A 13,701-nucleotide genomic window follows, 5' to 3' on the forward strand; every position below is an offset into this window, starting at 1 on the left:
GTCTTACATTTAACTTTAAACAAAACGGGAGGCAAGCCTCCCGTTTTAACGAAGTAACTCAGAATTACTTCTTATCGTCTTTCACTTCTTCAAACTCAGCTTCAACAACACCGTCGTCTTCTGGCTGAGCTTGTGCGCCTGCTTCAGGGCCAGCACCGGCTGCTTCAGCTTGCGCAGCCTGCTCGGCGTACAACTTCTGAGCTAGCGAGCTTGAAGCTTCCGTTAGCTTGTTGGTTGCAGCTTCCATGGCCTCTTTGTCGTCGCCTTTAACAGCTTCTTCGGCTTCCGTAACCGCAGCTTCGATAGCCGCCTTCTCTTCGTCAGTGGCCTTATCGCCAGCTTCTTCAACAGTTTTCTTGCTTGCATGAATCAAACCTTCCAAAGTGTTGCGTGCGGTGACCAACTCTTCGAACTGCTTATCCGCTTCGGCATTCGCCTCAGCATCATTTACCATTTGATCGATTTCTTCATCGCTCAAACCGGAAGAGGCTTTAATGACGATGGACTGCTCTTTACCAGTCGCCTTGTCTTTAGCACTTACATTCAAGATACCGTTAGCATCGATATCAAAGGTTACCTCAATTTGTGGCATACCACGCTGTGCAGGTGGAATGTCTGCTAAGTCAAAGCGGCCCAGAGACTTATTCTGAGAAGCTTGCTTGCGCTCACCCTGTACGACGTGAATGGTAACCGCAGTTTGGTTATCTTCAGCAGTAGAGAACACCTGAGACTTTTTAGTCGGGATAGTGGTGTTTTTCTCAATTAACGGAGTTGCCACACCACCCATGGTTTCAATACCTAGAGTTAGCGGAGAAACATCCAACAACAATACATCTTTAACGTCACCGGCCAATACCGCACCTTGAATCGCAGCGCCCATGGCAACCGCTTCATCAGGGTTTACATCTTTACGTGGCTCTTTACCGAAGAACTCAGCAACCTTTTCCTGTACCAATGGCATACGGGTTTGACCGCCCACCAAGATAACATCGTCGATTTCACCAACTGATAGATCGGCATCATCCAAAGCCGTTTTTACTGGCTTCAAAGAGTTAACCACTAGCTCTTCCACCAAAGACTCCAACTTGGCACGCGTCATTTTCACAACCAAGTGCTTAGGGCCTGTCGCATCAGCGGTGATGTACGGTAGGTTTACTTCGGTCTGCTGAGAAGAAGACAGCTCGATCTTGGCTTTTTCAGCGGCTTCTTTTAAGCGCTGTAGAGCCAGTGGATCATTGTGCAAATCGATGCCGTTTTCTTTCTTAAACTCATCGGCCAAGTACTCGATCAAACGCAAATCGAAATCTTCACCACCCAAGAAGGTGTCACCATTGGTGGCCAACACTTCAAACTGGTGCTCGCCGTCTACATCGGCAATTTCAATAATAGAGATATCGAAAGTACCACCACCCAAGTCGTATACCGCAATAGTGCGATCGCCTTCGGCTTTATCCATACCATAGGCCAAAGCCGCTGCGGTTGGCTCGTTGATGATACGCTTAACATCTAGACCTGCGATCTTACCCGCATCTTTGGTCGCCTGACGCTGGGAATCGTTAAAGTAAGCTGGCACGGTAACAACCGCTTCGGTTACTGTTTCGCCCAAATAATCTTCGGCGGTTTTCTTCATTTTCTTCAAAACTTCAGCAGAAATCTGTGGTGGCGCCTTAGCATCACCTTTGGCTTCTACCCAAGCATCGCCGTTGTCGGCAGCAACGATTTTGTACGGCACCATTGAGATGTCTTTTTGTACAACATCGTCTTTAAATTTACGGCCGATTAAACGCTTAACCGCAAACAGGGTATTTGTTGGGTTGGTCACCGACTGGCGCTTAGCGCTCTGGCCAACCAATACTTCGCCATCGTCAGTAAATGCTACGATGGATGGGGTGGTGCGATCGCCTTCGGCATTCTCAATAACCTTAGACTTGTCACCTTCTAGTACGGATACACAAGAGTTGGTGGTACCCAAGTCAATTCCGATAATTTTTCCCATGGAATTTCTCCAATATCTTTGGCGGCAGCCCGCCGTAATCAATTCAAATGTTCTGGTGAGAGCTCTGGGCTCTGCTTCATTGGCCTTGTTAGCTATATGGGTTCATATTTTGCTAGTTCAAGGCCTTTTGCTGAATATTGCTCAGCTTTTCATCGACAAAGTCGAGCATTAAGGCGCTTTAGCAACCACGACCATTGCAGGGCGAACTAAGCGGCCGTGTAAGGTGTAACCCTTTTGGAATACATCCATAACCGTATTAGGCTCAAGATCAGGGTTTGGCACCATGGTCATTGCCTGGTGGAACTCAGGATCAAAGGGCTCACCCGCCGGATCAATCGCTTCAACATTGTGGCGTTTAAGACCATCTTGCATGGATTTCAAAGTCAGCTCGATGCCTTCACGAGCCGCTTGCATAGCCTCACCTTCGGCATCCATAGAGGCCAAGGCACGCTCTAAATTATCGATAACGGTCAACATATCGCCGACGAATTTCTCAACACCGAATTTATGGGCCTTCTCGACATCCTGCTCAGCGCGACGGCGCACATTGTGCATCTCCGCTTGGGTGCGCAGCTCTTGATCTTTTAACTTGCCAATCTCGGCCTGTAAGTCTTCAATTTGCAGTACAAGCTCAGCCGGATTCACATCTTCAACTCGCTCCTGGGCTCCCTCTTGGGCCTCTGGGGCCATCTCAGGGGCTTCATTGGCAGCATCGGAGTCTACATTTGGGTTTTGCTCTTCAGAGGACACAACTATCTCCATCTATTTCTGGCTAGCTGGGCAAGACCTAGTGGCCCAGCCCCAACTTTGATTTCGTTCTGAATGCTTATATGGGGTCACTTTTGGCGGCTTCAACAGCTCCACAGGGTCGATTTAGGCACTATTTTCACTAAGATTATTGGCAGGTCACAAAAACTACTGTATAAAAGCACAGTAAACATGAGACAGTAGAAACTTCAGTTGGCCACATTTACGCCAGGAGGAGCGGGATATGCTCACCCAGCTCAGCATTAACAACATCACCCTCGTCGATCAGCTAAACCTAGAGCTAGACACCGGGCTGACGGCAATCACCGGCGAGACAGGGGCCGGCAAATCCATACTGCTCAATGCGTTGGGCTTGGCCATTGGCGAACGTGCTGATGCTGACAAAGTGCGTAAAGGGGCTGCCAAAGCAGATGTCTATGCCAGTTTCGACATTGCCGATATTCCCGCCGCGCAGAAGTGGCTACAGCAGCAAGAGCTAGAAAATGCTGATGAAGAATGCCTGCTGCGCAGGGTTTTATCCGCTGAAGGGCGCAGCCGAGCTTTTATAAATGGCAAGCCAGTAACTTTGCAGCAGCTCAAGAGTCTTGGCGAATTACTGATAGATATTCACGGCCAACACGAGCATCAATCCCTACTCAAAAAAGAACAGCACCGCCGCCTGTTGGATAATTTTGGCTCCTTAAAACCACTTTTGGAAAAACTAAAACAAGCCTTTAAAGATTATCGCCAAGCCCAGCAGCGCTTTATTGAAAGACGTGATAATGCCGAAGAAATTAGCGCCCGCCATCAACTATTAAGCTACCAGGTATCGGAGCTCGATGAGCTGGATTTACAAGAAGGCGAGCTAGAGAAAATTGAACAGGAACAGCAGCAACTAGCGAGCGCTGAAGACACTTTGCATAAGTGTCAGCAAGTTGCTGATTTATGTGAAGGTGAAAGTGAATATAGCCTACGCCAGGGCTTAAACCAGTGTCTGCATTTACTCGGCGAGATTCAAAGCAAAAGCTCGTCCCTTAACGAAGCAGAATCCATGTTAAGCCAAGCATTGATCCAACTTGAAGAAGCCAATGGGGAAATCCAACGCCACGTCGATAGCTTCGAGGCAGATCCGGAGCGCTTATACGAATTAGAGAATCGCCTAAGTCGCGTTTACGACATTGCTCGCAAGCATCGTATCGATCCATCTGAGTTATGCCAACTTCATCAGCAACTGAGTATAGAACTGGCTGAGCTTGGCAATGTCGATGAAGATTTGGACCACTTGCAACAGCAAGCGGAAGCCGCCCTTTCACACTATCAAGTATTAGCCGGAAAGTTAAAACAAAAACGCCAAGCTGCTGCTAAAAAGTTGCAACAAGACGTTAACAAACAACTGCAAAATTTAGCGATGAGCAACGCCACTTTTGAGGTTGCTCTTATCGCTTTGGAAGAACCCAGCAGCAAGGGCAGCGAAGAAATAGAATTTTTAATTGCCACCAATCCAGGTCAAGAACCTAAGCCGCTAGGCAAAATTGCCTCCGGTGGTGAGCTATCTAGAATCAGCTTAGCGATTCAAGTTGTTACTGCCCAAACCAGCGCTGCTTCAAGTTTAGTCTTTGACGAAGTTGATGTCGGCATCGGCGGCGCTACCGCCAATGTGGTTGGGCAGATGCTACGCCAGCTTGGCGAACGCTGTCAGGTACTATGCGTTACCCACTTACCACAAGTGGCCAGCAAGGCTCACCAACATTTACAGGTTGTAAAAACCACCGATAAAGCCGGTGCGGCGTCTTCGTTAAGTAAACTTGCAGAGGATGAAAGAGTTTCCGAGATTGCTAGAATGCTAGGGGGTGAAGCTGGAAGTGAACAAGCCGTTGCTCACGCCAGAGAAATGCTCTCCGTTGTGCATTAATATTTTTACAGCACGATCGGCGGCAATAAAAAAGCCTAGTGGACACTAGGCTTTTTTATTGTAAGATTTATTAGCAATCAAACTATTAGCTTGACTGGGTTTCACCTTTAGATGATTGCAGCTCGTTTAGCTCTGGGTACTGCGCAGGATCTACATACATTAGTTTCACCGCAACACCCAATTTGCTTTCACGCTCCATTATGGGCTCAACCATCATCAACATAACGTTGTAACGGCCATCTAACTCTGTAATACCCGGCAAATGGATTAAAGCCCCACCAGAACCACTACCTTCCTCGGTTAAAATATTTAAATTGCCCTTGGCAGCCAAAGTTTGGGCGATAACGCTCACCGTAGCCCTTATAGACGCCACGAACGACGGCAGGTTAAAAGAGCCGCGAAACTCGCTATAGTCGAGTTTAATTTTCATCGGCAAATCTAACTTAGACTCAATACCAGAGCTTTCATCGGTAAGTGTCAGCGTCAAAGTCCCCACATTTAACCCTTTACCGGATTTAAGGTCTTTCAAGGCCGCCTTTGCTTTGTCCTTCGCCTGCACAATAAAGGTATGATGTAGAATACGACAAGCCAAGTCACTTACCTGAACCAAATTCAGTTGAAAATTGCGAGCCGGGGCCGCTGCTTTTTGTTCTTCTGCCATAACAATCTGCTCTAATTCACTTCTTTGCGCGGTATCACCTAACTACCTTCAACGAGTTAAGTAAAACCATAAAACCAAAAATGGGGCCTCAATCGCCCCATTTAGCTCAAACCAAGGCCTTTAATTAATCCTTTGGTTTAACATACAACACTAAGCTGTGACCAACAATCTCATAGCCATGCTCTTCGGCAATAGCATCTTGAAGGCGCTCAATCTCTTCATTGTGGAACTCTATCACTGTGCCGGTGTCCGTACAAACCATGTGGTCATGATGATCACCACGAGCCAATTCAAACACTGAGTGACCGCCATCAAAATTATGACGAACTACCAAGCCAGCACCCTCAAACTGAGTGAGAACTCGATATACAGTGGCCAAACCAACGTCTTCTCCCGCTTCCATCAGCGATTTATAGACGTCTTCAGCGCTCATGTGATGCTGTTCCGAGGATTCAAGAATTTGCAGGATTTTAACCCTAGGCAAGGTTACTTTTAGTCCAGCCTTGCGTAATTCCTGGTTTTCAACAGCCATTTTTCCCCCAAGAGTCTTCTCAGTATTGAATAAGTTCAGGTATTATCTCCTATTAGTCTAACGAAGTGGAAGCCCTTCATGCAAAAAGCAGTAAAGCTCAGTTTCGCAGCCGCCTGTCTGGTCTTAGTCAGCGCCTGTTCATACCTTAAATTTCCTGGGGTTTATAGCCTCGATATCCAGCAGGGTAATATCATTACTCAGGATATGGTTGATCAGCTAAAACCTGGCATGACCAAACGCCAAGTGCGCTTTGTCCTTGGCACGCCATTGATTGCCGATACATTTACACCGGACCGCTGGGACTACTACTACAGCTTAAAAGACGCTAAGGGTAAGGTGGCCAAAGAACGGCTCACCGTATTTTTTGAAGAAGATAAGTTGGCACGCTTTTCTGGTGATTTCCGCGCGGACGGTGCTGGTAACTAGACAGTACTGAGAATTAGTCGCACTGGGAATTAATTACATTCTCAGTTTAGCTAACCAAGTGCTGGGTGAAGCAAATCTCATTTTTGAGAGGCGCTTCGCAAAGTTATTTGCTAAAACGAGCCACCTCTCATTAATCAGCTAGATTATTCAGCCGCTTTTGCCGCTCGACGTCGGCGAACCTCTTTAGGGTCCGCAATCAGCGGGCGGTAAATCTCTACCCTATCCCCTTCTTTAAGTTGATGCTCATGGGCTTTTAACAAACCCTTTGTGCCCAAGCTTTGACCGAATATACCCATCTTGGCCGTATCGGGGTCGATCTCTGGAAAAATTTCATTGATGCCTGATTTCTTTACGGCTTGTAAAGCCGTAGTACCGGGTTCAACCAATAGAGATACGATCTTTTGCTTATCCGCTAAGGCATAGGCTACCTCAACGGAAATAGTTTCAATATCACTCATCGTTACATCTAACTCTTTCTTTTTGAGTCACTTGAGCACATGGCTCGCAATAGTTTCGCCGCTATAAATCGCAAAAAGTCGCCGACTACCATTAGCTCACTACTAGTTAGTCACTACAAGCTTATAGTTTGCTCGGTCCATAAACTTGCTCAGCTCTTTGACACAGAGCCGCGACCTGCTGATTGGCTGATTTTTCAAATAGCTTCCCAGCGGCTAATTTTAGCACGGCATTGTCAAAGCCAAATCTTAAACTCAGCTCCACTTTGCAGGCGTTCTCAGCCAACGGAATAAATCGCCACTCACCCGATAACTCAGAAAACGGGCCGGCCACCAAACTCATTAACATCTTGCCGGGCCGCTCTAAAATATTGCGGGTGGTAAACTGCTGCTTAATACCAGCCTGGGAAAGGTACAAACTGGCCTCTACAAAATCTTCACCTTGTTGATGAACTTCTGCTGCCACACAGCCAGGCATAAATTGCGGGTAGGATTCTATATCCCCAACCAACTCAAACATTTGTTCTTGGGAATACGCCACCAGGGCACTACGCTCAATTTCAGTCGCCATTCATACTTCCATCAACTAAATTCACTAGGCTGCTCATAATCAATAAAGGTAATCGGCTAAAAAATTGTACTTTTTTGCGCTCACAATTTGCGACCACTACCTTTAATCTCTGCTTCGCGATCACTTTAGCCAACTTTGCAACATGGGCATGATAAAAATCGCATAGATCAATAAAGGTGCGCCGTATTTTAACAAGAACAACCAAGCTTGGAAGCGCCATTTTGAATCTTGCTGAAATGCTTCACGTGCTTTCTCGATTGGCAGCAACCAACCAACTATAACTGCCATAATCATTCCCACTATAGGCATCAATGCATTTGCCGTCACATAATCCAATAGCTGCGAAAAATTCATGCCATCTAAGAGTTCGACTTGTTGCCATTGATTAAATGACATCACTACGCCCAGGCCGATAGTCCAACAAACCGTACCCGCAAAAATCGCGCCTTGGTAACGTGGCCAGCCACGATCAACCATATGGGCTACTAAAGGCTCCATAAGGGGCACCATAGAACTTAAAGCAACGGCAACAACAACAATATAAAACCAATTGGCCAGCGAGAAGCCACCATCTAAAGAGCCAAACACCGCAGGTAAAGACACAAATAAGGATTCAGGGCCTGCTGCAGGAGCCTGTTCAGGAATCGACATCAACAAAGGCAAAGCGACCAAGCCAGCTAAAACTGCAATAAGCAGATCCAGAACACTGATACGCAACACTAAGCGCCCCATTTGACTGCTCTTTGGTAAATAGCCGCTATAGGTCATCATAACACCCAAGCCCACCCCCAAAGTGAGAAAGCCATGACCTAGTGCTAACAAGAGCGAATCCCAACTGAAATCTTCGGGCCTAAAGGAAAACATCCAAGCCAGGGCGTAACTAAAATCATCCAACGAGGACAGCTGCATCACCAAAAGCAGCATAATGATAAACATGCCCGGCACGAGAATTTTAAGAACCCAGGCCAAAACCCTTATACCCGCCGCAACTAAAAGCACGGCCGTCATCATTAATGCCGAGTGCCAGGCCAGCATAGATGTTTGATCGAGCAAAAAGCGGTCGAATTCAGCCTTACTCGTCGCAAAACTTATCCCCGCAAAGCGATGCTCTAGGCTCATACTTAGGTATTCAAGCCCCCAGCCTCCCATGACGCTGTAGATCGGCAAAATCAAAAGACTACCGGCAATCACTAGGTAGCCGACTAATCGCCACAAGCTCGATATGCCCGACAAGCGACTCACATTGGCCACCGCCAATACTGGGTTGCCACGCCCCAAGCGGCCAATCAGTACCTCAGCCAGCATAATCGGAACGGCTAAGACGATGACACAAAGCAAGTAAACCAGCAGAAACAAGCCACCACCGTGCTCCCCTACCAAATAAGGGAAACGCCATAAGTTTATTAGGCTTACCGCAGCGCCCGTTGCCCCCCAGACAAAGGGCCAATATCCTAGCCAACGAGCCTCTGCTTTAGCAGAAAGCTCGCTTGCGGGCTGTGCAACTGTATTTTCCTGAACGTTATCCATAGTTGAAATGCTACCACTAGCCTTGAGATCCAGCCATAAGCGTGACGCATAATTGTAGGGCCTGCTAACACTAATACAGCCATCACTGCCGTTCTTATTTCATCGCTTCGGCAAGGCAGAGTGAGCATATTGTGCTTTTTCCACTGTGGCGAGCCCTAAGGTAGCTGAACGGCCCCTTTGGGTTAGGCCAAAATCGCCTTACTCTGTGTTGCTCGTTGCTTATTTGGAATGACCAAACTACGCGCCTCGCGCCTTGATTAAGACGATTTTGGCTCTAACAGTGAAAGCTGTAATAGTATTAACAGGCCCTAGGTTTTCCGAACACTTACCTTTATAATCCGCCGCCATGGCAAAGAAGCAAAAGAAAACCAGTCCCAATACCATCGCTCAAAATAAACGCGCCCGTTTCGACTATCACATCAGTGATACGGTTGAGGCTGGCCTAGAGCTAATGGGTTGGGAAGTTAAAAGCCTGCGCGAAGGCAAAGGCCAACTTACCGACAGTTATGTGTTTTTCAAAAACGGCGAAGCATTTTTATTAAATGCCCAGATTCAGCCGCTGATCAGCGCATCAACTCACTTTGTGACCGAGCCCACCCGCTCTAGACGACTGCTGCTGCATAAAAAAGAGATCGCCAAATTGCGCCAAGCCGCCGAGCAGCAGGGTTATAGTGTGATCGCACTTTCTCTTTACTGGAAAAACCACCTGGTGAAATGCCAGATTGGATTAGGTAAAGGTAAGCAGCAACACGATAAGCGTGAAACGGAAAAACAGCGCGATTGGAACCGTCAAAAGCAACGTTTGATGCAAGCCAAATAGCATCCCGTTAGAAATATTGCCAATTTCCGGCTTTTTAGCCAATTTCTCGCATCATTGTTCAAATTGCGGCAAAATCAGCTTGTACCGAGTATGATTTGCCGTCTTTCAAGAAAAAGAGTGCGGCAGCGTCTACCCAACTAGAATAATGAGACGTAGATTATGAGCAGCCCTAGGGGACAATTCTCTTCCAAAACCGGATTTATCATGGCCGCCGCCGGCTCCGCCGTAGGCCTAGGTAATATCTGGGGTTTTCCAACCCAAACAGCAAGTAATGGCGGTGCCGCCTTTGTGCTGGCTTATTTAGTTCTGGCATTCTGCTTGGCCTATCCGGCTTTGATGGCCGAATTAACACTAGGCCGACACTCACGCTCCAATACTGTCGACGGCTTAGCATCCGTTGCAGCTAGCCCCCTGACAAAATTCTTTGGTCGCTTTGTAGGCTGGTATGGCATTGTGGTGGCGAGCTTAATTTTAAGCTTCTACACCATTATTGCCGGCTGGATGGTGGCCTATCTCTTCGCCCCCGTGACCGATATGCTGAGCATGGAAGCTGCGACGAGCTGGCTCAGCGAACAAAGTAACAGTCGCAACTTAATCTTCGGCGGCTTGTTTGCCGGTCTTACCATGGCGATTATCGCCAGTGGCGTTGAGTCAGGTATCGAGCGCTGGTCCAGCCGCTTAATGCCAGCGCTGATTATCTTGCTGATTCTGCTGATCGTTTATGTTCTCATGCAAGAAGGCGCAGCCGAGGGTTTAGAGCTTTATCTATTGCCAGACCTCAGCCAGCTTTCTGATCCACAACTGATCGTTAACGCCATGGGGCAGGCCTTCTTCTCGCTCTCCTTAGGTGTTGGCACTATGATGATTTACGGCTCTTACCTGAGCAAAGATGACAGCCTGCCTCGCCTAGGCGCCATTGTGACGACTGTAGATGTCGGTATCGCCTTTACTGCTGGTCTACTGATCATTCCCGCCATGTTTGTTGCGCAACACCATGGCGCTACTATCTACAGTGAAAGTGGCGAGCTACTGGCAGGCCCCGATTTGATATTCCAGGTGTTACCAGTGCTATTTGATTCCATGGGAGCTGCCGGCCCTTGGGTTGCTATTGCTTTTTTCGGCTTGATGACTATTGCCTCGCTTACGTCTTCCATCTCAATGCTTGAAGTTCCTGTAGCCCGAGCGGTAGAGCGCAGTAATGCTTCTCGCCCAGTGGTAACAATGATTATCGGCGGAATTATTTTTGCGGTTAGCGCCGTGATTATTTTGAATTTTAGCAGCCTATTTGGCCTAGTCGTGGATTTCACCACCAAATACAGCCAACCAATTCTTGGCATTTTGCTGTGTATTTTTGCAGGCTGGATTATGCATCGCGACCGCTTGCTAGCCGAACTCAAAGAAGGTCATGAAGATATTGAAGATAGCCTGTTCTGGAAGATATGGCCGATCTATGTACGCTTCTTCTGCCCGGCGCTAATTTTGCTAAGTTTTTGGCAGAGCTTATAAGCCTGCCATTTCAAGCTACTAGCCATATCACGCTACTATCATGGAGCTGATCGACAGTCATTGCCACCTGGACTTTCCCGAGTTCAGTAATGTCGATCAGCTCTGGCAGCAATGCCAAGAACATCATATTTCTCAGCTCATTATCCCTGCCACTGAGCCACAACAATGGCCCAAAATCCAAGCCATATGCAAAAAACTTGATGGCTGTTATTGGGCGGCCGGATTACACCCTTGGTGGGTCGATGAAGATAACTTTCACACCCTAAAAAACGAGCTTGAGCAAGCCTTGCAAGATCCGAACTGCATTGCGATCGGCGAGTGCGGTTTAGATGGCAGCAAAGGAATCACGCCACTGCATATCGAAGCTCTGCAGTGGCAGCTACAGCAGGCAAGTGAGCGCAACTTACCCGTTATTCTGCATGCCCACAAAGCACAACAAGAACTGCTCCCTCTTCTTAAACAGCAGCAGCCTCTGTGTGGGGTTGTGCATGGCTTTAGCGGCAGTATTGAGCTTGCCCAAAACTACATCGACCAAGGTATGTTGATTGGAATTGGAGGCAGCATCAGCTATCCGCGGGCACAAAAGACTCGCCGTATGGCCAGCGAGCTGCCGCTATCTAAAATTGTACTGGAAACCGACGCGCCCGCTATGCCTTTATTCGGCAAACAAGGCCAGAGTAATAGCCCACTGCAACTGTTAGAAGTAGCCCAGTGCTTAGCTGATCTGCGCCAGCAAGATATCGATCATATTGCTGAGCAAAGCAGCGCTAACAGCCGTGCATTATTTGATCTTAAATGAGCCGCCAAATCTGTGAGACAATGGCATCATTAACTGAACCATAGGTTCGAGCAAAACGAGAAAATAAGACCTGCAGCTGCCATGAAGACAACCGATTTTGACCCGCAAGCTTTCAAAAGCTACTTCCCTGCCCTGGCCGATGACTCCATTCATTATTTAGATAATGCTGCAACAACCCAAAAGCCCGCTTCGGTTATTGAAGCATTCTCCGCCTATTATTCATCTACCGTTGGCAATGCCCATCGCGGCAGCCACCGTTTTAGTCGAGCCGCGACAGAGACCATTGAAAGCTGTCGCCACCGCTGTGCAGAATTTATTAACGCCGAAAATGCTAACACTATGGTCTTCACCCAAAGCTGCACGGCCGCACTAAACACCTTGGCAAAGGGCTTGGCAGAAAACCTGCAAGCGGGCGATGAAATAATTCTTTCCTTGCTAGAGCATCATGCCAATTTAATTCCCTGGCAAGAAGTCGCAGAGAAAAAACAGCTGAAGCTGAAATTCCTACCTCTTAAAAATGGCCAGCTGGATTGGCAAGCAGCAAAGCCGCTTATTAGCGACAAAACTCGCATCGTCAGCATCACGGCCTGTTCGAATACCTTGGGCTGCAGTAGCCAACTTGGTGAACTTAAAAAGCTTCTGCCCAAGCACTGCACCTTTATTGTAGATGCAGCGCAGGCCATCGCGCATCAGCAGATTGATGTGCAAGAACTAGAATGTGATTTCCTCTGTTTTTCGGCCCATAAAATGTTTGGCCCCGAAGGGCTGGGAATTCTCTATGGCAAACAAGAAAGACTTAATGATCTGCCTCCTTTGCTCAGCGGTGGTGGGATGATTCAGCAAGTCAGCCTGCAAAATAGCAGCTATTTAAATGCCCCCCATCGTTTCGAAGCGGGCAGCCCGGCAACAGCCAATGTCGCCGCGTTTAGTGCTGCACTGCAGTTCTTTAAACAGTGGCCACTCACACAAATGCAACAGCACATCAATGATCTATGCGAGCAAGCTCATCATAGATTATCTGAATTTTCAGAGCTTACGCTCTTTAGTCAGGCAAACAATACGGCGGCGATCGTTTGCTTTAGCCTACAGCAACAAGAACTTAATATTGAGTTGGCCGATTACCTCGATCAAAATGGCATTGCCATTCGCCATGGACATCATTGCACCCAACCATTATTGCAAGAGTTAGGGCAAAGTAGTTTATTGCGTGCCTCTATCGCCCCCTATAACCAGCTTAACGATATTGAAGCCTTGGTAAATGCCTGCGCTGAGTTCTTGAGTGCTCAAGAACAAATAAAAAGCGAAACTGAACTAAGCTCGAATGAACTCGACAGCAAGCGCGCGGAAGAGATCAAGCGGGCAAAAAGCTGGCAGCAGCGGCAGAAGCAGCTAATCCTTTGGGGTAAAAACATAAGCACTAAAAAAGATATTCAACAAGCCCACTTATTAATTCCAGGTTGCGAATCGGCCCTGTGGCTAGAAGCCAAGCGAGGTGATGGACATTGGCATTTTCGTCACGACAGTGATGCCCGTCTAATCAGAGGGATTAGTGCTCTTATATTAAGCTGGGTGGAAGGCGCCAGCAGCCAAGAAATTACTGACTTTGATTTCACTAAAGCAATCGATGAGCTACAGCTTAAAAACTACCTCAGCCCATCTCGTAGTAACGGCGTTTACAGTTTAGTAGAACATCTTCAAAATTTAGCAAAGGACTAAGTGCTTTTTATAGTTTGCGCATTGCCTTTTGCC

General features: G+C 47.5%; 13 protein-coding genes. 6 read left to right on the forward strand and 7 right to left on the reverse strand.

Annotation, left to right across the window (positions count from 1 at the left end):
* Positions 1–64 precede the first annotated feature (64 nt).
* Positions 65–1,996: a molecular chaperone DnaK gene (dnaK, locus tag Q1A41_RS12735; RefSeq protein ID WP_299979501.1), complete on the reverse strand. Its 1,932-nt coding sequence runs from the start codon at positions 1,994–1,996 to the stop codon at positions 65–67.
* 168 nt (positions 1,997–2,164) lie between these two features.
* The gene (gene grpE / locus Q1A41_RS12740; RefSeq protein ID WP_299979504.1) at positions 2,165–2,746 is read right to left on the reverse strand and encodes a nucleotide exchange factor GrpE; all 582 of its coding nucleotides are present in this window, start codon (positions 2,744–2,746) and stop codon (positions 2,165–2,167) included.
* 241 nt (positions 2,747–2,987) lie between these two features.
* Between grpE and recN the strand changes: the two genes are divergently transcribed.
* On the forward strand, positions 2,988–4,655 hold the full coding sequence (gene recN, locus Q1A41_RS12745; RefSeq protein WP_299979507.1) for a DNA repair protein RecN: 1,668 nt from the start codon (positions 2,988–2,990) through the stop codon (positions 4,653–4,655).
* 85 nt (positions 4,656–4,740) lie between these two features.
* On the opposite strand, the gene Q1A41_RS12750 is transcribed toward recN, so the two are convergent.
* Positions 4,741–5,316 (reverse strand): hypothetical protein, encoded by a 576-nt coding sequence (locus Q1A41_RS12750; protein ID WP_299979510.1) that lies wholly within the window; start codon positions 5,314–5,316, stop codon positions 4,741–4,743.
* A gap of 124 nt (positions 5,317–5,440) precedes the next feature.
* Positions 5,441–5,848 (reverse strand): ferric iron uptake transcriptional regulator, encoded by a 408-nt coding sequence (gene fur / locus Q1A41_RS12755; protein ID WP_299979513.1) that lies wholly within the window; start codon positions 5,846–5,848, stop codon positions 5,441–5,443.
* A 78-nt stretch (positions 5,849–5,926) separates the two neighbouring features.
* On the opposite strand from fur, the gene bamE reads away from it, so the two are divergent.
* Entirely contained in the window at positions 5,927–6,274 is a 348-nt protein-coding gene (bamE, locus tag Q1A41_RS12760; protein ID WP_299979515.1) for an outer membrane protein assembly factor BamE, read from the forward strand.
* Positions 6,275–6,417: 143 nt separating this feature from the next.
* On the opposite strand, the gene Q1A41_RS12765 is transcribed toward bamE, so the two are convergent.
* The 3 genes from Q1A41_RS12765 to Q1A41_RS12775 all read right to left on the reverse strand — a co-directional run bounded on the left by Q1A41_RS12765 (position 6,418) and on the right by Q1A41_RS12775 (position 8,827).
* A complete protein-coding gene (locus tag Q1A41_RS12765; RefSeq protein WP_299979518.1) occupies positions 6,418–6,732 on the reverse strand; it encodes an RnfH family protein in 315 nt (104 codons plus the stop codon).
* Positions 6,733–6,853: 121 nt separating this feature from the next.
* Positions 6,854–7,300, reverse strand: a complete 447-nt coding sequence (locus tag Q1A41_RS12770; RefSeq protein ID WP_299979520.1) for a type II toxin-antitoxin system RatA family toxin — start codon at positions 7,298–7,300, stop codon at positions 6,854–6,856.
* Between the two features lie 120 nt (positions 7,301–7,420).
* Entirely contained in the window at positions 7,421–8,827 is a 1,407-nt protein-coding gene (locus Q1A41_RS12775; RefSeq protein WP_299979523.1) for a sodium-dependent transporter, read from the reverse strand.
* A gap of 346 nt (positions 8,828–9,173) precedes the next feature.
* On the opposite strand from Q1A41_RS12775, the gene smpB reads away from it, so the two are divergent.
* The 4 genes from smpB to Q1A41_RS12795 all read left to right on the forward strand — a co-directional run bounded on the left by smpB (position 9,174) and on the right by Q1A41_RS12795 (position 13,668).
* A complete protein-coding gene (gene smpB / locus Q1A41_RS12780; RefSeq protein ID WP_299979526.1) occupies positions 9,174–9,647 on the forward strand; it encodes an SsrA-binding protein SmpB in 474 nt (157 codons plus the stop codon).
* 159 nt (positions 9,648–9,806) lie between these two features.
* Entirely contained in the window at positions 9,807–11,153 is a 1,347-nt protein-coding gene (locus tag Q1A41_RS12785; protein ID WP_299979529.1) for a sodium-dependent transporter, read from the forward strand.
* A gap of 40 nt (positions 11,154–11,193) precedes the next feature.
* Entirely contained in the window at positions 11,194–11,952 is a 759-nt protein-coding gene (locus Q1A41_RS12790; protein WP_299979532.1) for a TatD family hydrolase, read from the forward strand.
* A gap of 81 nt (positions 11,953–12,033) precedes the next feature.
* A complete protein-coding gene (locus tag Q1A41_RS12795) occupies positions 12,034–13,668 on the forward strand; it encodes an aminotransferase class V-fold PLP-dependent enzyme (RefSeq protein ID WP_299979535.1) in 1,635 nt (544 codons plus the stop codon).
* Positions 13,669–13,701: the final 33 nt, after the last annotated feature.

The sequence above is a fragment of the uncultured Pseudoteredinibacter sp. genome, assembly GCF_947502065.1.
Classification (GTDB): Bacteria; Pseudomonadota; Gammaproteobacteria; order Pseudomonadales; family Cellvibrionaceae; genus Pseudoteredinibacter.

Bases quoted from the DNA above. Each gene is read 5' to 3' on its own strand.
- fur (WP_299979513.1), bottom strand. From the start codon at position 5,848: ATGGCTGTTGAAAACCAGGAATTACGCAAGGCTGGACTAAAAGTAACC.
- Q1A41_RS12765 (WP_299979518.1), bottom strand. From the start codon at position 6,732: ATGAGTGATATTGAAACTATTTCCGTTGAGGTAGCCTATGCCTTAGCG.
- recN (WP_299979507.1), top strand. From the start codon at position 2,988: ATGCTCACCCAGCTCAGCATTAACAACATCACCCTCGTCGATCAGCTA.
- Q1A41_RS12790 (WP_299979532.1), top strand. From the start codon at position 11,194: ATGGAGCTGATCGACAGTCATTGCCACCTGGACTTTCCCGAGTTCAGT.
- smpB (WP_299979526.1), top strand. From the start codon at position 9,174: ATGGCAAAGAAGCAAAAGAAAACCAGTCCCAATACCATCGCTCAAAAT.
- Q1A41_RS12785 (WP_299979529.1), top strand. From the start codon at position 9,807: ATGAGCAGCCCTAGGGGACAATTCTCTTCCAAAACCGGATTTATCATG.
- Q1A41_RS12795 (WP_299979535.1), top strand. From the start codon at position 12,034: ATGAAGACAACCGATTTTGACCCGCAAGCTTTCAAAAGCTACTTCCCT.
- Q1A41_RS12750 (WP_299979510.1), bottom strand. From the start codon at position 5,316: ATGGCAGAAGAACAAAAAGCAGCGGCCCCGGCTCGCAATTTTCAACTG.
- bamE (WP_299979515.1), top strand. From the start codon at position 5,927: ATGCAAAAAGCAGTAAAGCTCAGTTTCGCAGCCGCCTGTCTGGTCTTA.
- Q1A41_RS12770 (WP_299979520.1), bottom strand. From the start codon at position 7,300: ATGGCGACTGAAATTGAGCGTAGTGCCCTGGTGGCGTATTCCCAAGAA.
- dnaK (WP_299979501.1), bottom strand. From the start codon at position 1,996: ATGGGAAAAATTATCGGAATTGACTTGGGTACCACCAACTCTTGTGTA.
- Q1A41_RS12775 (WP_299979523.1), bottom strand. From the start codon at position 8,827: ATGGATAACGTTCAGGAAAATACAGTTGCACAGCCCGCAAGCGAGCTT.